Origin of the sequence: Pseudomonas sp. SZ57 (genome assembly GCF_009495975.1) — a bacterium.
Classification (GTDB): Bacteria; Pseudomonadota; Gammaproteobacteria; order Pseudomonadales; family Pseudomonadaceae; genus Aquipseudomonas; species Aquipseudomonas syringae.
On record NZ_WIBD01000003.1, the window covers coordinates 385987 to 405724 of the forward strand.

Sequence of the window (19738 nt, forward strand, 5' to 3'; positions counted from 1 at the left end):
GGGAGTTTCAATGCACATCAATCGAACCGGCAGCCCGCAGCCCAGCATCGAGCTGGAGCGCTTTTATTCCGCATCGCAATCATTGGCCTCCAGTTCCGTGCGCGAGCTCAGCCCTGCCGAGCAGACCATGTTGGATTCCATTACCGATTACCTGAAAGATCATGTGTTCGCTGCGCACAAACTGCCGTTGAGTGAGTCGGCCGTTGACCAGGATGCCGTTCATGCGCACAACGAGCAGATCGACAACATCATCGGTACTCGCGCCAGACGTTTGCTGGACGAGGGCGAAACGCCTGCCAGCATTGCCGACACCTTCGCCAAGGCGGAGAAGTTCGACAGGATGGCAACCACCGCTTCGACGGCACTGCGTGCCACGCCGTTTGCCGCTGCGTCGGTGCTGCAATACATGCAGCCTGCCATCAACAAGGGCGACTGGCTGCCGACGCCGCTCAAACCCCTGACGCCATTTGTGTCCGGAGCGCTGTCCGGGATCATGGATCAGGTCGGCACCACGGTCATGAATCGCGCCACGGGCAACCTGCACTACCTGAGTACCCCGCCTGAGAAACTGCATGATGCGATGGCGGCTTCCGTGAAGCGTCATTCGCCGGGTGTCATGCGTCAGGCGGTCGATCTGGGCATTGCCGTTCAGACTTACAGCGCGCGTAATGCGGTGCGTACCGTACTGGCGCCAGCATTGGCATCCAGACCCGCCGTGCAGGGTGCGGTCGACATCAGCGTGTCGGCGGCAGGCGGCCTGGTGGCCAACGCGGGGTTCGGCAATCGAATGCTCAGTGTGCAGGCGCGTGATCACTTGCGCGGCGGTGCATTCGTGCTGGGCATCAAGGACAAGCAACCCAAGGCAGACTTGAGTGAGGAGACCGACTGGCTCGAGGCCTACAATGCGATCAAGTCAGCCAGCTACGCCGGCGCGGCGCTGAACGCCGGCAAGCGGGTGGCGGGTCTGCCGCTGGACGTCGCCACCGACGGCCTGAAAGCAGTGAGAAGCCTGGTGTCGGCCACCGGTCTTGCGCAAAACGGGCTGGCCTTGGCAGGCGGCTTTGCCGGCGTGGGCAAATTACAGGAGATGGCGACCAAAAATATCACTGACCCGGCCACCAAGGCGGCGGTCAGCCAACTGACCAATATGGCCGGCTCGGCAGGCGTTTTTGCGGCCTGGACCACCGCAGCGGTCGCAACCGATCCCGCAGTAAAAAAAGCCGAGTCGTTCTTGCAGGATACGGTTAAATCGGCGGCGTCGAGTTCGACCAGCTATGTCGCTGACCAGACTGTCAAGCTGGCCAAGGCGGGCATTGACGCGAGTGGTGAAGCGATTGCTGCGACGGGGGCATCCCTGCGTGACACATTACGTCGTCGCAATGCTCGTGAGCCGGACATCGAAGAGGGTGGCATTGCCGCGGGTTCACCGAGCGCGGTGCCGTTCCAGCCAGGGCGCTCATAAGCGTCTCCAACCATAGCCGGTAAAGCAAAGGGGCGCCCTCTACGGAATGCGCCCCTTTGCTTGTTCCTCATGTATGCGTCGTATCAGAGCTCGGTGTGCTGGGTAGACGCCTTAGTCTTGTCATAGGCGTGCTTGACGTCGGTCATGGCGATGTCGCCAGTGGCCAGTTTCAGATCGTCACTGTCGCTTTTGACGAGTGCGAACTTGCCATGGGTCGCGTCCACGCCATTGAGCTCGACACTCATGTCATCAAACTGCTTGCCACCATTGGTACGGACCAGCGTACCGAAATCGGTGGCCTTGAAACCGTCGACTTTCAGGTGGGTATCGGCATTGAGCTGAATGACCTTGTCATCGGCACCGTTGGCGCTGCTGTTAGTGATGTTCAGATTGGTGACCTTTGCGCCTCCTTCACCCTTGACGGTGATCATGTCTTCACCGACGTTCTGGGCGTGCACGTTATCAATGGTGACTTGCTCCGAATTTTTGGCATTCACGTGGATGCCGTCGGCTTCGTTCTCACCCAGGTTCACGTTTTTCAGCACCGCGCCTTCGGCCAGTTCGAACAGGGGCTTCTGATGTTCGTCCTGGTCGCCGGTGCCCATCGACTTGTCGGCGGTAAAGGTTGCACCGTGGCCGTCATACACCTGGCCAGGACCGACTTTGATGGTGTCTTTCACGACATTGACTTCGCCGGATTGCTCAAGAGAGCCCGTTGTATCCGAAACCGTGCCGTTGCCCGAGTTGCGGCCAGGGTTGGCCAGTTGTGGGGTGACTTGAGGCGTTACGCCATCACCGCTGTCGCTTCCGTTGTCGGTCGAAGGCGTGCCGCTGCCCTCTGTGCCGGTGGACGCATAGCTGCCGCCGCCGTCACCTTCAGTGGTTGGGGATGTACCGCCATCATCGCCACCACCCGACGCTGCGGTTGTACCGCCGCCGCCGTCGTCACCGCCTGAAGTCGCCTCAGTACCGCCTCCGCCGTCGTCCCCGCCTGAAGCCGCCTCAGTACCACCGCCACCGCCTTCGGTCGATGGCGTACCGAGTCCGCCATTGTTTTGAAACGGGTCTTGCCACTCGTTGGCGTCCTGACCCGTGTCCTGTTTTTTATTGAGGTTCATGAGCATTTGCAGCAGCGATGTGACGAGCGCGCTGAGCAGCTTGACGACATTGGATTGAGGGTCAGTTGCAGCACTGCTGTCGGTGGGGCTTTGAACCGTATTGTCGGGTTTTCCGAAACTGACGTCTTTCTGGCTGGCAGTGTCGAACAGCAGGGCACTCGGGTCGACGGCCTGTGCAGTGCTCTCCTCGCTGAACGTATTGGTCTGCGGGCTTTTGCCGCTCAGCGCCGAGAAGTCCAGCTGGGTTGAAGCGGGTTGGTAGGAGGTGGAGGAGTTGATACCGATGCTCATGGTGCTTTACCTCGATGGGATGGACATATGAACCAGCGTCGTCTTCCGGAGTTACCGGCGTTGATCGCCGCGTCCTTGTCGGGTTCTATAGGTCGATGAGGACTCTGCCTTGGCGTTGCCCGAAGTGAGTGGCAGCACGGGGGGATGGGTTCCCGTTTGTGTGCGTTGACTGGCGCTGACTCCGATGTACCGGGCTGGAGAGGCCGGCTCGCGCCAAGGAACCAAAACGCCTTGCCCTCCGACTCAGTGCGCACACGCCAGCAAAAAAATGGTGTGGACCCACAGCGCACCGAGAGGCTGTTAAATGAACAAAAATGATGAATATCAGACGCTTATCAATGAGATTTGCACGCTCAGCCTGATCTCCGAACCCGAACGTTTTTACGAGTCAGCCAATTTCAAAATCAGCGACGTCGACTTCACCCTTCACTATCAGGACCGCGACGAGGGGCGTGCGATTCTGATCTACGGGGATATGGGCGCGCTGCCCGCGCGCAATCGTGACAGCGCCTTGCTGGCGTTGATGGACATCAACTTTCATATGTTTGCGGGTGCCCACAGCCCGGCTTTCTCCTGGAATGCCCAGACCGGCCGAGTGCTGCTGATGGGATCGATAGGCCTTGAACGAGCGACAGCCGAGGGCGTGCTGCTGCTGATGAAGTCCTTTGCCGACCTGGCCAGAGAGTGGCGCGAGCACGGTTTCATGGGACCGGTGGGTACTGCGGGCGCCCCGGTCAATACGCCTGCCTCCAAGGTAACCATGCGTGATACGCCTGCGAGCTCCGGGAGGTTCCAATGACTGGCATACGAGTCGGCGGATCAGGCAGTACCGAAATCGTTCAGGCGAACCCGCCGCAGCCGTCTGCCGCTGTCGCCCAGGCTCATCCACACGCGGTAAGCCCGAGCAGCAACCCGCCGCTGACCGCCAGCCAGTCGGCCGCGCAAGCGCCGGAAAGCTCGGCGGCCGGTGCCGCTCGCCTGCCAGTCGCGCCGCGACATCTGCCGACATTGGAGAAGTTTCGTGCCGAACAGCCCACCGTACAAGGCACTTCCACGCCGACCATCAGCGCTAACGCGGCCCTGCTGATCGGCAGTTTGTTGCAGTCTGAAAAACTGCCCTTCGAGGTCATGGCCGCCCGTTTGTCGCCTGAGCGTTATGCGTTGCAACAGTTTCACGGCTCCGACCTGCAGCAAGCGCTCGGACGATTCGCTGAGCCAGGGCATGAGCCAGGCAAGGCCGAGACCGAACAACTGATCAAGGGCTTTGCCCGGTCGCTCGCAGACCAGTTGGAACACTTCCAGCTCATGCATGACGCGACGGCTGATGCATTCGGCCCAGGAGGGCTGCGCGACCGCAACACGCTGGCGGTCAGTCAGGCGGCGCTTGGCGAATACGCCGGTCGGGCCAGTAAGTCCATCGAAGTGGGGCTGAACCACAGTCTTGCAGTGCTGGACGAACGCATCGCCGCGCTGGACAGCCAGTTGGAGGGCGCCACTGAGGACAGCAGACCCGGTCTGCTGATGGACCGGCAGGCGCTGGAGACGGCCAGGGCGATGCTGAGCGACCTGCACGCCGACTTCTGCAAATCGCCTGAAGCCAAGCGGCTGAATGCCGTTGCCGCTCACACGCAAATGGATGCTCTGATCGACAAGCTGAACGTTGATCGCAACTCGGTCGGCGGCTGGAAGGGGTTCGGTCCGATCGTCGCGGCAGCGGTGCCGCAGTTTATGGTGTCCATGCTCCACCTGGGGTATATCCGCACGGCCACCGGTGACGCGATGAAAGATGCCGTTCCCGAAAAAAGCGCCGACGCCAGCATGAAGAGGGCCCTGGCCGTAGGACTGACTGCCGGGGTGGCTCACGAAGGCGTTACCAACCTGTTGAAGCCGATGGTTCAGGCCGGGTTTCAGAAAGCCGGCCTCAACGAGCGGCTGAATATGGTTCCGCTCAAGGGGATTGATGCCGAATCAGTGATTCCCGACCCTTTCGAGTTGAAGAACGACAACGGCGCACTGGTCAGAAAAACGCCTGAGGAAACCGCTGAGGACAAAGCCTTCGTCGAAAGCGAGCGAGCGGTCTTGAATCAGAAAAAGGTTCAGGTTTCGTCTACCCATCCACTGGGTGAGATGATCCCCTACGGCGCCTTTGGTGGCGGGCAGGCGGTACGCCAGATGCTCAATGATTTCAATCTGCTCAATGGCCAGACCCTGTCGGCCAGAGCGGTGACTTCCGGGATCGCCGGGGCCATATCAGCCACCACCCAGACCATTGCACAACTGAACTCGACCTATGTCGATCCACGCGGGCGCAAGATCCCGGTCTTCACCCCGGACCGCGCCAATGCCGATTTGGGCAAGGACCTGGCCAAAGGCCTGGACCTTCGCGAACCGGCGGTACGCACCGCGTTCTACAGCAAGGCTGTTTCAGGTGTGCAGAGCGCAGCGCTGAACGGAGCGCTGCCACCGGTTGCCGTCCAGCCCCAAGGCGCATCCGGCACGCTCAGCGCGAGGAATATCCTGCGCAACATGGCGCTGGCGGCAACCGGTTCGGTGTCTTACCTGTCGACCCTGTATGCCAACCAGTCGGTCACGGCCGAGGCCAAGGCCTTGAAAGAGGCGGGCATGGGCGGTGCAATGCCGATGCTGCCGCGTACTGAAAGCGCCTGGAACACTATTCGCCATCCGGACAGAGCTTCACTGCCGCATACGTTCCAGCCGGATACCCTGGGTGGCGTCCCCAGAGCCGTGGAAAGCGCTTATCACATGGGCAGAGGGGCGTTGCAATTACCGACCCAATTGGTGGTGGATACACTCCGCGGGGTGGAGGACGGCGTATCGAAAGGTGTTTCGGCCTTGCGCAATTCACGCAACGCGCCAGAGACACCTTTGCCTGCGGACAACGCTGACCCCATCGATGTCGAACTGAGTTCGATGGAGGAGGGCCGTCGAGGCTGATAAACACACGGGGGCTGTGTCCCGGGCGGCCCCTTTTTGTGGAACCGACAGCGTCAGGCAGCCACTCACTGCCTGGTCAGCTCAGGCTTTTCTTAAAGGACTATGACGATGAATACCTCGCAACATGAGTTTTCCCGTTTCATCACTGCGCTGGGTGCCCAGCTTGGCACTTCGCTTACCTGGCAGAACGGGGTATGCGCGCTGTATGACGGCCAGGATAACGAAGCCGCCGTCATCGAGTTGCCCGAGCACAGTGAGATGGTCATCTTTCATTGCCGTGTCGGGCGCTGCCCTGAACGCTCTGCCGATTTGCAGCACTTGTTGAGCCTGAACTTCGACGTCGCCCGCTTGCACGGTTGCTGGTTTGCCGTCGATCAGGGCGATGTACGCTTGTGTGCGCAACGTGAGCTGGTGTCGCTCGATGAGCCAGCCTTTTGCGACGTAACGCGTGGCTTTATTGCTCAGGCACGCGAAGCCCGCGCATTTCTGCACGCCTGAACAGGCAGGGCTGCACGTAAAAGCGCCGCTCCATGCGGCGCTTTTACGTTGTTTCAGCTATCAGCTTTTGACTTCGAAGCCCGACAGTTTCAACTCGCCTGCCGCCTCTTTCAGCGACGCCGAGGGCCGCGACAGCTCCCCGTCGAACGTGTAGCCGATGGGTTTGTCCTGGTCTTCGCCATAGATGAAATTGATCCGCCCGAGGGTCTTGTTCACGCTCAACGATGCGCCGCTGTTGTAGCTGATCAGTGGCGTGGGTGACGTGAAATTCTCGGTCTGCGGTGGGGCATGGAACACCACCAGCCTTTTGATCCTCATGTTATTGCGATTTTCCAGAAGGCCGGAGAGTTGGGTCTGCGTCAGCGTACCCCTGCGGCTGCCTTCGTCGATGTCGTCGATCAGCGAGTCTTTTGGTTCAAGGCGTACCCGGGCGAGGGTGCCCTGGCTGTTTTCAAGCTGCTTGACCATGGCGCTGAGCGTCGGGTCCTGACGCATGTACTCGGCGACCCTGGCCGCGTTGCCGGGCGCACTGGCTTCGCGTATCGACCCCATGATTCTGGTGAGGATGCTTTCCTTGCTCAGGCCGGACAGGCTGGTCTTGCTGGTTTCGAAGCGGGCATTGTCCAGCATACTGTGATTGTTGATCGACGCTTCGTGTTGCACGCCCGCCCGTTTCAGGTCTCGAAGCGCCTTGTATTGCGTGTCGTTCTGCGACGGTCTGTCGGCAAACAGCGCTTTGAGCCCGTCAAGTCGTGCCTGAATGGCCTGCTCAGGGTTCATGTCGGCGTAAAGGGTGTTCAGCGGATTCTGCAGCTCTGCAAGGCGGGCTGTCGTGGCTTTGTCCTTGAAGGCTGCACCGAGACTTTTCGACAGTTTGTCCAGGCTCTCGGTGCTCATCGGGGTCGCTACGTTAAAGCGGAACTTGACCCGTTTGACGGTTTTGTCATCAATGGTCACGTTCGCTGCGACCCCCAGGTTATTGGCTGCCGATTGCGTAGCTGGCGTCGGCCCGGCAGCGGAGGCGGGTGTCGCTGTGGCGTTGGTATGCGTGCCACCGATCTGACCGCGTACCTGTCCACCGAAGATCAGGCTGTTGAAAAAGCGCGGCCGGTTCTTGCCGCCTTCACGCAGCTCTGTCTTGTCGTTCTTCTGGGTCAGGGAGTAATCGGTGTAGCTCAGCAGGTTGACCGTGACATTCGCCGCCACGCCCAGACGCGCAACTGCGGAAAGCGGCGCGCTGTCGGCCTCCGACAGACCGAAGCCGACGCGCATATCAGCGCTGAAGCCTGTTGTGATATCGAAATTGAAGCGCCGCGCTTCATAGGTTTCGTGGTCCTTGACCTTGTTCAACAGCTGCAAGGGGTTGAGCTTGCCTTCGAACAGGTCGTCGACGAACCCGTCGATTTCGTCGTCCGCCACATTGAAGATCACCCCGGCCCGCTGGCTGGCGGCAGCGGTTGCGGTCACGTCTCCGCCAAGACGGAAGTTCGGCGTCATCTTGCGGTTGTTACCGATATCGACGCTGCGGGCAGGGTGGTTGTCGTCGAAGAACCCCGGCCAGTAGTCCTTGCCGCCGCCCACACCGCCGCTGATATTGCCGGCCGCTTCTCTCATCAGGTAGAGAGTCACGCCGCCTTCGCAACGTTCGGCACTGAAGAGGTAGTTGCGATTGCCGGTAGCGCCGGCGGTCGGCCACGGGCCCGTCGACTTGTCGGCCAGTACGGCGAACGGGCTGGTGAGGTTCAGCCCGTAACTGCGTTGCACACCGATTTCATCGTCGCCGTGTTCCAGGTTTTTGAGCATGGCCTTGAGCGTGTCGGCCAGTTCGGACTGATCCTGGCTGCCGGTTGCCGCGCGCATATTGACGCTGACAGCGTGGTCGGATTTCTTGAGTGCGTTCGAGAACGCCTTGACTGCGTCATACGCGCCTTCCAGTGCTGCGTTATCGGTAAAGCCCATGTCGGTGACCTGTTTGAGCGGATTCTCGCCATAGGTCACATCGCGTAACGAGGTCAATTCCGCTTGCAGCCCGGGCAGGTCGCTGCTGCGTGCCAGCAGCTCAACCTTGCCGATCAGCGCACCGAGGTCTTTCAGGGTGACCAGATCCAGCGCCAGGCGGGCCTTGCTCAGCCCGTGATCTTCGTTGGCATCGCGGCGTTGGCCCAGACCGATATCGGTTTTGGTGTGAGAAAGCTTCACCCCGTTGTCTTTCAGCAGCTTGAGCGTTGTGGCCGTCGGGTTTTCTGCGGACGGGGCGACCTGGGTCAGGGCGTTATCCAGCTCATTGACGAAATCATGGCCGGAGCTTTTGAAGTTGAGCATCGACCCCAGTTCAGCCAGCTTCTTGCCGAGCTGAGTGCGTTTCGACGACTTTGCCACTGCGCTGTGCTGGTTGAGCACACCGTCGTTCTGCCTGAGGTTTTTGAGCTTGCCGTAGTCCTTGCCAATGTTCTCCAACGCAGTTCTGGCGTGCTTTTCCAGTTCGTCGCGGAAGACCTCGAGTTCTTTTGCCAGCTCGGCGCCCTCAGGGCCAAGCTGCAGGCGCGCAATTCGCGCTTTCAGATCGTTGCCCGGAGTCGGGGGTGTGCCGCCGGCTTCATGAATCAGTTCAAGTTGTTTGAACGCGATCAGCTCTTTCTTGTAGAGCTCCTTCAGGCCCTCGCGACCGTGATAGCGATGCTGGATGTTGTTGCCGACGTTCTTCATCCAGCGAGGCGGTTCCAGCGTGGGCTTGTATACGTTGGCGCGAATGGCCTCGCTGGCGGTGGGGCGATTGCTTTTCTCCATGCCGCTGCGCCCGAATGCATTGATGTCCAGCTTTGCTGTCAACCCGGTGCCTGGAATCCGCCAGGTCTTGTGCGCGCGCGTGATGCGGTTGTAAACGTCATTCAAGCCGTTTTTTTCCACGGGACGCTGTTCGAACGCTTGCCACTGCCCCTCTTTGAGTTGCATCAGGCCTTGACCGGCGGCGTCCTCGACCTGAACGCTCAAGCGATTGTCATCATTGCTGTACAGCGCTTTGACCGGTTGCCCGTCAGGCGCTGTGAGCGGCGTCCATTTGGCCGCCAGCTGGCCTCCGAATCGGGTTGCCTGCCATGCCTCTCGGGGCATGCAATACAACTTGCCGGTGCTGCTCAGAGCGTAAAGATTGTGCTTTTCGTCCAGCGCCAGTTCCTTGATGTCACCGTCAATTGCGGACGTATCCAGATCGATGGGTTTGTGGTCCTTGCTATGGGCCGTCAGCCTGTTCTGATCATCGAGCGCGACAAAGCGCTTGTCGCTGACCATGGCAAAAGCGGTCACGACCCGATTCTCCAGCCCTGCGATTTCCTTGCCCATCGCCACCTTGGTCGAGCGCGCTATCTGGGCCAGTGCCGTATTGTGGTCGAAGGCAACATTGGGGTGTTTAGGGGCCACATCCAGCCTGAGCAGCTTGCCACCTTTCAATACGTAGGCATTGCTGTCGGCACCGCGTTGCAAGCGATCGACATCCTTGATGCCTGCGTCTTTCCAGCACTGCGGCGTCGCGTCCCAACGCTGGATGCGACCGGCGCTCAAACCGACCAGACCGGCACGGTCGAGGTGCAGGCGGTCGGCCCCGACGGGCGCTGGCATAACCGTCAGGCCGCGTGTGTTGTCCAGGACCAGCGCATTGGTCAGGTTCCAGCCGCTTTCCAGTTTCGCACCCTGCTCGTCGAGCGCATGGGAGTGCACCTCGCCCTGACGATTCCTGATCAGTGCGTGCACGCGCCCGTCATCGCCGCTGATGAATCCGCTGACGCTGTTGTGGCCGCCCATTGGTTGATCGTCCAGCCTGTAGCCGGCTCGTTCGGGCATCAGGCGCAACGTTGCGTCGTTGCTTTCGAAGGCGCTGCGATCAGTGCTGTAAAGCCTGCCCTGCGTGTCGGCAATAAATAGCCTGTTGTTGCTCAGGGCGACTTCGGCGGCCTGTGCCTGACCGCCGTCGAGTTCCAGGGTTTTGGTTTTTTTCGGGGTCAGCCCACCAATCACCGGACTCATGTCGGTCAGCAGGACGGTCTGTACGTCCGAGCCGCTGAGCAGTGCCGCGCTATCGTCAGGCGCGACCGAAAATGACTTCAGGTCGTTGAACTCGGCGTGCGGCATGAACGGGCTGGAGAGATCGACGACGACATCGTCACTTTTGGCGTAGACCGAGCCGTTGCCTCCGGTTATCAGGCGGTTGAAAGCGATGTTCTCGATTTCATCCACCGGCTTCCAGCGAGCGGCGAGCGGTTCGAACTGGTACAGCCGGTCTTCGTGTACGCGCAGGCGGTCGCCGCTGGTGGTCTGATGGACCTCAGTGAGGTGAGCGATATGGGCCTTGCCCGGCAACTCCTGGCTGCGCCGCCCTTCAAGGGTGTCGAGATGAATGTGGTTTTCTTCACGCTGCATGCTCACCGGCGGAGGTTTTCCGCCCGGTACCTGCAGTGTTGGCTCACTGCTGCGGATGACGGCCAGCGAGCTGTCGCCATGCGCCAGGTGCAGCAGATGCCCGTTGGCTTGCAACAGTTGGTGGCCCTGCACGCCTTGCTCACTCTGCTGCGCCAGATAGGTTTGTCCGGGCTTGGCGAGTATGTCGTTCAGCAACGCGGCCATGCCGGGCGTCTTGAACGAAGAGAAATCCGGCTTGCCCTCGGCACTCAAGCCTACAGCGCCCTGTGATTGCACGCTACGCATCAGTTGCTCGTTCTTGAACTCGAAACGACCGCCGCCGCTGCGCTCCAGACCCGGACTGCGAGCGGTGGGTGGTCCCTCTGAATCGTCCGCCTTGGTGCCGGAACCGCTTGCCGCGTTCGGGTCGACAGGCTGCATTGACTGGCGTGTACCATCGGAGCCTTGCAGGCGGCTGCCGGGGTTACGGCGTTCGCGCATAGCGCTGGCGACGGCCTCTTCGTCAGTCATGGGCTCTGCGGCTAACTGCTCCGAAGCGCTGCGCGTGAGCTGATCCTGCGGAAGATTGAACGTGACACGGCGATTGTTACGGGGGGCAGTGTCTGTCCGCGTCGATTCTTCTTCTATTTCATGCGCCGTCGTTCCTGAAGCGTTCGCCCTGTCCGCACGGGTGCGCAGAATGGACTTGGGGAGATGATCGCTGCGCGGCGGCGGGTTATCCGGCAAACGAGTGTCACGACCGGTGTTTCTGCCGGCCTCGCGACTGGAGCGCGGCGCTGAGCTTGAGGGTGTTTGTGTACTGGGCGATCTGGCGGCCGACTGCCGGGGTGTCCTGGATTTCTGAAAAACCTTGCCGACACTTTTCAGCAGCCGTTTTCCCATGCTCCCCAGGGAATGTGAGGAACGCTGGGTCGGCTGTTCGGTTTGCTGCCGCAGATTTGAAGGGTTGTCGGCTCTTGCTGTTGCTTCTGGCGCAATGACGTTTCCGGTATTGCGGTTGACCGTTGGTGCCTGCACGGTGCATCTCCCTTTCCATTTGCCGCCCGACGACGGCGATTGTGTAACCCTTTGAAAAGTCCTTCCGTTCCTGTGTGGCATCGGAAAGGCACCGGTTCCACAGAAAAACAGCTGGCTGAAACGTTTCAGGCCCGTGCGTAGGCAAGCGAAATACGCCTGGCAGGGAACTGGAAAGGCGGGCGTGCCACGTAGGGGGACACGTTCAGGACATTCCGCACATGGCCGCCGTTGCCCTCCACGTTTCGTCTCCTCGCTTGCTGGCTCGTTCGGTACAGATCGCCGTTCTGGCCCTGGGGGCACTGTGTGTGGGCTGCCAGTCAGCCGATTATTCACAGCCGCGCCTGGACCGCTTGCCGCGACTGGTTGCCGGGCTGGGGCATCGCTCTGACGACGCGCAGGCGGACCCTCGAGCTGCAACGACTGTTGCCGATTTGCCCGTCTACAACGGCGAGGACGTTTGGCAACGGGTGGCGCAGCGATGCCGGCTGGTGGACGGGCAGGGCGTCAATGAACGTATCGCTCGCCAGCGTGACTGGCTGCTGAACAATCGCGGCTTCCTGACCGGGGCCAGCAAGCGCGCCACGCCTTACCTGCATTTCATCGTCGAACGTCTCGATGAACGCAACATGCCATTGGAACTGGCGCTGCTGCCCATGATCGAGAGCTCCTACAATCCCTTGGCCAACTCCCCGGCGGCGGCAGCGGGCCTCTGGCAGTTCATCCCGTCTACCGGTCGCCAGTTCAACTTGAACCAGAGCGCTACCTACGACGCCCGCCGCGATGTCGTCGCGTCAAGCAAGGCGGCGATGGACTATCTGACTCGCCTGCATGATCAGTTCAATAATGACTGGCTGTTGGCACTGGCGGCCTATAACGCAGGCGAGGGTACGGTTGCACGAGCGATCGACGCCAACCGTCGGCGTGGCATGCCTGTCGACTACTGGCATTTGAATTTACCCCGGGAAACCCAGGACTACGTTCCGCGCCTGCTGGCACTCTCGCTGGTGGTGCGCAATCCAGGCGCCTACGGCGTGCAACTGACGCCGGTCGCCAACATGCCGTATTTCGATGTGGTTGAGCTCAACCACACGGTAGACCTGACTCAGCTCGCCGCCACAACCGGGGTAGATGAGGCGCAGTTGTTGCGCCTCAACCCGGCATTCCTGCGAAAAAAGACCCCGGATGGGCCGGGACGTTTGCTGATTCCCAAGACCCACACGCAGGTCTTGACGGCAGGTATCGAGCGAATCACCGGAGAGTCGCCGACAACTGCTGTCATCCCGGCAAGCCCCGGAAAGCGTGTGATCGAGCGTCAGCCAGCGTCACAGGTGGCCGAGCGCGCTCCGGTGCCTGGACCTTTGCAAGCAGCAGGGCGCGAGCAGACGGCAGGCCTGAGGCAGGTGCTTGAGCGCGAGCCTGCACCGGAATCGGTACAACCGGTCAGACGTGAACCGCAACCGAAAGTCGTCCAGGTTGCCAGGCAGGAGCCCTTGCCCGGCCCAGCGCAACCCGTTCAGGCTGCCGAACCGGTGACTGTGTCCGAATCCATCCAGCCAGCGCGTCAGGCGCCATCGCAGGCGACAAACGAGCGTTCGCTGCTGGACCGTCGAATACAAAAGAGGCTATACATCGATGACCGTTCGTCGCCACGCAAGCGCGACGAGATCGCGTACCGCGATGAGCCGCGTGAGCTGCCTAGCGGGCCTCGTGTCGTGGTGTACGCAAGCGATCCACGCCAATAACCTCTCGATTTTTTTCTCCTGAGCCCTTAAAGCACCTGAAAATTGACCTTTTTTAGTGCTTTTTCGCGTTTTCAGCGCGTGCCGGAAACCTTCGAATAAAAATTTTCATTCCCTTTTTTGCCGTTATAGAGCGCAAAAAGGGTGGCCGACCGAGCTGCAGCAACTATGTTTCTCAGCGGCTCATGCAAACTTTGTAAAGAATTGTAAGGAAATACTTACACATATTTAGAAACAATCTCAGTGATGATGGGGTATCAGCACTGCTTATGGTGGTAGGCCTTCACAGCGCTATAAGCGCGGATTGCCAGATTGTCCTACAGTGAATCCTTTCAGCTAATTAGCTATTTTCAAAACCTGCAAATCCGCATTCTGAAAAGGCGGCGCGTTCGGATTGCCGAATGCATAGGTGGCAAAAAGCTATCGCGAGATGAGCCCAAAAAATGGGAGATTTCTGGATCCAACCAACTCAGAGATGCGAAATCGTTCGGAAATCCGACTGAAGTATTGTTTATATCCGCCCAGTGGTCGGGTACTGTATTACAACCGGCACTCCCTATTAAGATGTGTGGAATAAGTTTAACTTTGACAGGTGTTTGTTTAAGTTCGTTAGTTGTAGATGTTATTAAAGTTAATGCAGTAAGTTCGTGTGGCTGGTGCTCTTGGTCTGATAGGATTTTAGTGTCGACAATAACTAAGGTGCTACGACGCCTGTTAAGTACGCCACTAGGTTCGTGGAGTGGCTATCTGTTTTTGCTACGATTGGCAAGTTACAAATTTTTCGATTTCATTATGGCCCGTGATCGGGCATACGGCTGGATACCCCTGCAGTCACGGGGGCTGCAGTGACTATTGGCCAGCGTAAGTCTATGATAATTTTGGAATAAGTATATATTAACACAGTCATTTCAAAGCGCTTGCGCTATACCGAGTGGATCTTAAGGGGCTGTCGCTACTTGATAGTGATTCTCGAGTTTGTGAAATTTTTCACAGTCGGTGGGGAACTAAATAGCTATATGTGTGCCTTGTAAGACGTGGTATTAATATCCCGCCTCCCTCCCGCTATGAGAGTGATCGATGAGCACAGACATTGATAACGACGTTCGAACGTGTTGGAACGTAACTGCATTATCGGCTGGTCATCAAATTGCAATGAACAGCGCGCTACTGGATATGGACTTGCTTCTTTGCGGGGAAACCGGCACCGGCAAAGACACCCTGGCCAGCCGGATTCACGAGCGGTCGAGCAGGACCGGGCCCTTTGTCGGCATGAACTGCGCGGCCATCCCCGAATCGTTGGCAGAGAGTCAGTTGTTCGGCGTGGTCAATGGTGCGTTCACCGGCGTGTGTCGCGCTCGCGAGGGCTACATCGAGGCCTCCAACGGCGGCACCCTCTACCTGGATGAAATCGACAGCATGCCGTTGAGCCTTCAGGCCAAGCTCTTGCGGGTGCTGGAAAGCAGAGGGGTCGAGCGGCTCGGCTCGACCGACTTCATACCTTTGGATCTGCGAGTGATTGCTTCGGCCCAGCGTCCGCTGGATGAACTGGTGGAACAAGGACTTTTTCGTCGTGACCTGTTTTTCAGGCTCAATGTGCTGACATTGCAGTTGCCAGCCTTGCGCAAGCGTCGCGAGCAGATTTTGCCATTGTTCGACCAGTTCACCCAGGACATCGCCGCAGAATCCGGCCGCTCCGTTCCGACGCTCGACAACGGGCGTGTACAGATCCTGTTGAGTCATGACTGGCCCGGCAACGTGCGCGAACTGAAATCCGCTGCCAAGCGATTTGTGCTGGGGTTGCCGTTGCTGGGCGCCGAGCCGGTCGAAGCGCATGACCCGGTAACAGGACTGCGCATGCAGATGCGCGTCATCGAGAAAATGCTCATCCAGGATGCCTTGAAGCGGCATCGGCACAATTTCGACGCTGTGCTCGAGGAGCTCGAACTGCCCCGGCGCACCCTCTATCACCGCATGAAAGAGCTGGGGGTTGCTTCGCATACCGACCTGGTAGCCGAGTCCTGAATCGCTGCTGCGCTCGCGCAACGCTGATGCCATTGGAGTCATGAAATGAATCTCGACGATGAGTTTGACGATCACCTGGATGCGGAGCGCGTACCCAATCTGGGGATCGTCGCCGAAAGTATTTCGCAGCTCGGCATCGATGTCTTGCTGTCGGGCGAGACCGGTACCGGTAAAGACACCATTGCCCGGCGCATTCACAACATGTCCGGGCGTCAGGGTCGCTTCGTCCCGATGAACTGCGCGGCCATTCCGGAATCGCTCGCCGAGAGCGAGCTGTTCGGGGTGGTGAGTGGGGCCTACACCGGTGCCGACCGTTCCCGAATGGGCTACATCGAGGCGGCACAGGGCGGAACCTTGTACCTGGATGAGATCGATAGCATGCCGCTCGCCCTTCAGGCCAAGCTCCTGAGGGTGCTTGAAACCCGTGCCCTGGAGCGTCTGGGCTCGACCTCCACGATCAACCTGGATATCTGTGTGATTGCCTCGGCTCAGGCCTCTCTGGACGATGCCGTCGAAGAAGGCAAGTTTCGACGCGACCTGTACTTTCGCCTGAACGTACTGACCCTCAAACTGCCGCCGCTGCGCGATCAGCCCGAGCGTATCCTGCCGTTGTTCACCCGATTTGTGGCGGCGTCGGCCAAAGAACTTAACCTCGCGATTCCCGATGTGTGTCCGTTGCTTCAGCAGGTACTGACGGGGCATCGCTGGCCCGGCAATATCCGCGAGCTCAAGGCCGCTGCAAAGCGCCATGTGTTGGGCTTCCCCTTGCTGGGGGCTGACTCGCAGACCGAAGAGCACCTGGCGTGCGGGCTCAAGTTTCAGCTGCGGGCGATTGAAAAGGCCCTGATTCAGCAAGCGCTCAAGCGCCACCGCAATTGCATCGACGCGGCCAGCCTGGAGCTCGATATTCCACGTCGTACGCTCTACCGCCGCATCAAGGAATTGAGCATCTGATTTTTTGCAGAAGTTCTGGAACCGATTCGCGGACGCATGCCACCTAGCTGTACCAAGCAATTACGCTGGTACAGACGAAGGGGTATGACGTTATGACTATCATGAGTTCTCTGGCGGGTGCAGGTCGCGGTGTCGTCAACACGATCGGTGGTGCCGCTCAGGGCATCAACAGCGTAAAGAGCAGCGCCGACCGTAATGCTGCACTGGTGAGCAACACCGGTAGCACTGACAGCATCGACGCTACTCGCTCCAGCATCAGCAAAGGCGATGCAAAAAGTGCCGAGCTTGACGGCACCGCGAACGAAGAGAACGGCCTGCTGCGCGAGTCGAGCATGCTGGCGGGCTTTGAGGACAAGAAAGAGGCGCTTTCCAACCAGATCGTCGCAAGCAAGATCCGGAACTCGGTCGTCCAGTTCTGATTTCTTGAAGCCCCTTCGTACCTGAGGGGGCTGCTACTTTGAGGAGGTTGTGATGCAGAGTCTCAGTCTTAACAGCAGCTCGCTGCAAACCCCGGCAATGGCCCTTGTTCTGGTACGTCCTGAAACCGAGACGACTGGCGCCAGTTCGTCGAGCAAGGCGCTTCAGGAAGTTGTCGTGAAGCTGGCCGAGGAACTGATGCGCAATGGTCAACTCGACGACAGCTCGCCATTGGGCAAACTGCTGGCCAAGTCGATGGCCGCGGATGGCAAGGCGGGCGGCGGTATCGAGGATGTCATCGCTGCGCTGGACAAGCTGATCCATGAAAAGCTGGGTGACAACTTCGGCGCGTCTGCGGACAACGCCTCGGGTACCGGACAGCAGGACCTGATGACTCAGGTGCTCAGTGGCCTGGCCAAGTCCATGCTTGATGATCTTCTGACCAAGCAGGATGGCGGGACAAGCTTCTCCGAAGACGATATGCCGATGCTGAACAAGATCGCGCAGTTCATGGATGACAATCCCGCACAGTTTCCCAAGCCGGACTCGGGTTCCTGGGTGAACGAACTCAAGGAAGACAACTTCCTTGATGGCGACGAAACGGCTGCATTCCGCTCGGCACTCGACATCATCGGCCAGCAACTGGGTAATCAGCAGAGTGGCGCTGGCGGTCTGGCGGGGGCGGGTGGAGGTCTGGGCACTCCGAGCAGTTTTTCCAACAACTCGTCCGTGACGGGTGATCCGCTGATCGACGCCAATACCGGTCCCGGTGACAGCGGCACTACCAGTGGTGAAGCGGGACAACTGATCGGCGAGCTTATCGACCGTGGCCTGCAATCGGTATTGGCTGGCGGTGGGCTGGGTACACCCGTAAACACCCCGCAGACCGGAACGGCGGCGAATGGCGGACAGTCCGCTCAGGATCTTGACCAGTTGCTGGGCGGCTTGCTGCTCAAGGGCCTTGAAGCGACGCTCAAGGATGCCGGACAAACCGCTACCGACGTGCAGTCGAGCGCTGCGCAAATCGCCACCTTGCTGGTCAGTACGCTGCTGCAAGGCACCCGCAATCAGGCTGCAGCCTGACCGACAACCGCCTGACGGAGAACTCACGTGACCATTTCCCACCTTGGTAATGTTAAAAGCATCTCGCCGGAACTCGGGCAGGATGTGCCACAGGGGCTCGTTTCAGAACCGGCCCAGGCGGATGTCGACATCTTCACCGCTGCCACGCAGCCGGACGGCGTTTCTAGCGGAGCGCCGCTTTCCGAGCATATCGCCAGCGCAATTTCCGGCGGTCTGGGCGAAACCGAAAAAATGTCTCAGCAAGCGATGCGGTCGATGAAAAAAGCCTCCGGGACTGGAGACGCGCTGGATATCGCCGCGATGACCAGGACCCTGTCGCAATGTTCGTTGCAGACGGCGCTCACGACCAAGGTGGTGAGCAAGACTGCGCAGGCGCTCGACAAGCTGACTAACTTGCAGTAGAGGTTTCCGTGAAATTTCTGAGCGCAGGGCTGCTGCTGATTTGCATAGTGTTGCTCGGCGGCTGCAGTGATGAAACCGATCTGTTCACCGGCTTGTCCGAGCAGGACTCCAACGAGGTCGTTGCCCGTCTTGCCGATCAGCATATTGACGCGCGCAAACGTCTGGAAAAAACCGGCGTTGTCGTCACCGTCGCCACCAGCGACATGAACCGCGCCGTCAGGGTGCTCAACGCTGCCGGCCTGCCACGCCAGTCTCGCGCCAGTCTGGGGGATATCTTCAAGAAAGAAGGGGTCATTTCGACCCCGCTCGAAGAGCGCGCCCGCTACATCTATGCCCTGTCTCAGGAACTCGAAGCGACGCTTTCGCAGATAGACGGCGTCATCGTGGCCAGGGTGCACGTGGTACTTCCGGAACGCATCGCACCGGGCGAACCAGTGCAACCTGCGTCTGCTGCGGTGTTCATCAAACACTCCGCAGCGCTTGACCCGGACAGCGTGCGCGGACGCATTCAGCAGATGGTCGCCAGCAGTATCCCCGGCATGTCGACGCAATCGGCAGAGTCGAAAAAGTTTTCCATTGTGTTCGTACCGGCTACCGAGTTTCAGGAAACCACACAGTGGGTCAGTTTCGGACCGTTCAAGCTGGACAGCGCCAATCTGCCGTTCTGGAACCTGATGCTTTGGCTGGTGCCGGTTGGCCTGGCGGTGTTGCTGCTGATCATCGCGCTGCTGTTGCGCAGTGACTGGCGCGCCTCAGTGCTTCGGCGGATCGGCTTTGCCGGCCGTAGCCGCTCGACCGTACCGGCGCGCGCGTGATGGACCTGACCGCCGAGGACTATTGGACTCAGTGGTGGTGCAATCCCTGGCCATGGGCGCATCCGGGTTGGCAAAGCCGGTTCGCCGAGCGCTGCGCACTGACCGTCAGCGACTGTGAAGCCCTGATGGTCAGCCGTCACAGCGTGTTTCTGCAAAGTGTCGGCATCACGCCAAGTCAACCGCCGATGCCTGCAGAGGCTGTGTTGAACTGGCTGGCACTGACTCCCGAGCAGCGTGATCAGGCGCTGGATCTGGCGCAACGCATCTGTTTTTCCCGTAACGAAAGCGACGGCCATGACGGGCAGTGGTGCTGGGCCCTGACCAAGGCGTTGCGCCCTGGTGTCTGGCTGGATCTGGAACATGAAGATGCGCGCTTGCTGTTGGGTGCCTGGCTTGGGCCTGAGTATTGGCCGCGATTGCGTCTGGCCTGGGCGCCCGATGAGGTCGCCGACAGCCCTTGCTCGGCCCCCGAAAATAAACTTCAGACGCTGTGGCAAGCTGTTCTATGGCGTGTCACCGCGGCCTGAATATCCGCTTCCCTCTGCACCAGGA

14 protein-coding genes are annotated in these 19738 nt (G+C 59.6%); 12 read left to right on the forward strand and 2 right to left on the reverse strand.

The features are described 5' to 3' along the window. Window positions 1-10 precede the first annotated feature (10 nt). On the forward strand, window positions 11-1462 hold the full coding sequence (locus GE543_RS05445) for a type III effector (protein ID WP_153220964.1): 1452 nt from the start codon (window positions 11-13) through the stop codon (window positions 1460-1462). A gap of 83 nt (window positions 1463-1545) precedes the next feature. Here GE543_RS05445 and GE543_RS05450 read toward each other — a convergent pair whose 3' ends face one another. After that, window positions 1546-2871 (reverse strand): pectate lyase, encoded by a 1326-nt coding sequence (locus GE543_RS05450; RefSeq protein WP_153220965.1) that lies wholly within the window; start codon window positions 2869-2871, stop codon window positions 1546-1548. Window positions 2872-3175: 304 nt separating this feature from the next. Here GE543_RS05450 and GE543_RS05455 point away from each other — a divergent pair, with 304 nt between their 5' ends. The 3 genes from GE543_RS05455 (at window position 3176) to GE543_RS05465 (ending at window position 6324) form a co-directional block, all read left to right on the forward strand. Beyond that, a complete protein-coding gene (locus GE543_RS05455) occupies window positions 3176-3670 on the forward strand; it encodes a CesT family type III secretion system chaperone (protein ID WP_153220966.1) in 495 nt (164 codons plus the stop codon). Beyond that, window positions 3667-5826, forward strand: coding sequence for a restriction endonuclease (locus tag GE543_RS05460; RefSeq protein ID WP_153220967.1), 2160 nt, complete (start codon window positions 3667-3669; stop codon window positions 5824-5826). Before GE543_RS05455 ends, GE543_RS05460 begins: the two co-directional genes overlap by 4 nt. Window positions 5827-5934: 108 nt before the next feature. Continuing rightward, complete coding sequence (locus tag GE543_RS05465; protein ID WP_003314129.1) at window positions 5935-6324, forward strand: type III secretion system chaperone; 390 nt, start codon at window positions 5935-5937, stop codon at window positions 6322-6324. Between the two features lie 60 nt (window positions 6325-6384). On the opposite strand, the gene GE543_RS05470 is transcribed toward GE543_RS05465, so the two are convergent. Continuing rightward, entirely contained in the window at window positions 6385-11754 is a 5370-nt protein-coding gene (locus GE543_RS05470; protein ID WP_371927096.1) for an AvrE-family type 3 secretion system effector, read from the reverse strand. Window positions 11755-11972: 218 nt separating this feature from the next. Here GE543_RS05470 and GE543_RS05475 point away from each other — a divergent pair, with 218 nt between their 5' ends. From GE543_RS05475 to GE543_RS05510, 8 genes are all read left to right on the forward strand, one after another. After that, window positions 11973-13496: a lytic transglycosylase domain-containing protein gene (locus GE543_RS05475; protein WP_153220968.1), complete on the forward strand. Its 1524-nt coding sequence runs from the start codon at window positions 11973-11975 to the stop codon at window positions 13494-13496. Between the two features lie 1074 nt (window positions 13497-14570). After that, a complete protein-coding gene (hrpR, locus tag GE543_RS05480) occupies window positions 14571-15515 on the forward strand; it encodes a transcriptional regulator HrpR (protein ID WP_082100660.1) in 945 nt (314 codons plus the stop codon). Between the two features lie 45 nt (window positions 15516-15560). Further along, a complete protein-coding gene (gene hrpS, locus GE543_RS05485; RefSeq protein ID WP_046235037.1) occupies window positions 15561-16469 on the forward strand; it encodes a transcriptional regulator HrpS in 909 nt (302 codons plus the stop codon). Window positions 16470-16561: 92 nt separating this feature from the next. Further along, window positions 16562-16888, forward strand: coding sequence for an Hrp pili protein HrpA (locus tag GE543_RS05490; protein WP_003314134.1), 327 nt, complete (start codon window positions 16562-16564; stop codon window positions 16886-16888). A gap of 52 nt (window positions 16889-16940) precedes the next feature. Next, window positions 16941-17969: a type III secretion system effector HrpZ gene (gene hrpZ / locus GE543_RS05495; RefSeq protein WP_046235038.1), complete on the forward strand. Its 1029-nt coding sequence runs from the start codon at window positions 16941-16943 to the stop codon at window positions 17967-17969. Window positions 17970-17996: 27 nt separating this feature from the next. Beyond that, window positions 17997-18371 carry a type III secretion system inner rod subunit SctI gene (gene sctI / locus GE543_RS05500; RefSeq protein WP_003314135.1) on the forward strand — a complete coding sequence of 125 codons (375 nt, stop codon included), beginning with the start codon at window positions 17997-17999 and terminating at the stop codon, window positions 18369-18371. A gap of 8 nt (window positions 18372-18379) precedes the next feature. Beyond that, entirely contained in the window at window positions 18380-19186 is an 807-nt protein-coding gene (sctJ, locus tag GE543_RS05505; protein ID WP_249724445.1) for a type III secretion system inner membrane ring lipoprotein SctJ, read from the forward strand. Beyond that, entirely contained in the window at window positions 19186-19713 is a 528-nt protein-coding gene (locus GE543_RS05510) for a type III secretion protein (protein ID WP_153220969.1), read from the forward strand. Before sctJ ends, GE543_RS05510 begins: the two co-directional genes overlap by 1 nt. The last annotated feature ends 25 nt before the right edge of the window (window positions 19714-19738 follow it).

Bases quoted from the DNA above. Each gene is read 5' to 3' on its own strand.
- GE543_RS05445 (WP_153220964.1), top strand. From the start codon at position 11: ATGCACATCAATCGAACCGGCAGCCCGCAGCCCAGCATCGAGCTGGAG.
- GE543_RS05450 (WP_153220965.1), bottom strand. From the start codon at position 2,871: ATGAGCATCGGTATCAACTCCTCCACCTCCTACCAACCCGCTTCAACC.
- GE543_RS05455 (WP_153220966.1), top strand. From the start codon at position 3,176: ATGAACAAAAATGATGAATATCAGACGCTTATCAATGAGATTTGCACG.
- GE543_RS05460 (WP_153220967.1), top strand. From the start codon at position 3,667: ATGACTGGCATACGAGTCGGCGGATCAGGCAGTACCGAAATCGTTCAG.
- GE543_RS05465 (WP_003314129.1), top strand. From the start codon at position 5,935: ATGAATACCTCGCAACATGAGTTTTCCCGTTTCATCACTGCGCTGGGT.
- GE543_RS05475 (WP_153220968.1), top strand. From the start codon at position 11,973: ATGGCCGCCGTTGCCCTCCACGTTTCGTCTCCTCGCTTGCTGGCTCGT.
- hrpR (WP_082100660.1), top strand. From the start codon at position 14,571: ATGAGCACAGACATTGATAACGACGTTCGAACGTGTTGGAACGTAACT.
- hrpS (WP_046235037.1), top strand. From the start codon at position 15,561: ATGAATCTCGACGATGAGTTTGACGATCACCTGGATGCGGAGCGCGTA.
- GE543_RS05490 (WP_003314134.1), top strand. From the start codon at position 16,562: ATGACTATCATGAGTTCTCTGGCGGGTGCAGGTCGCGGTGTCGTCAAC.
- hrpZ (WP_046235038.1), top strand. From the start codon at position 16,941: ATGCAGAGTCTCAGTCTTAACAGCAGCTCGCTGCAAACCCCGGCAATG.
- GE543_RS05510 (WP_153220969.1), top strand. From the start codon at position 19,186: ATGGACCTGACCGCCGAGGACTATTGGACTCAGTGGTGGTGCAATCCC.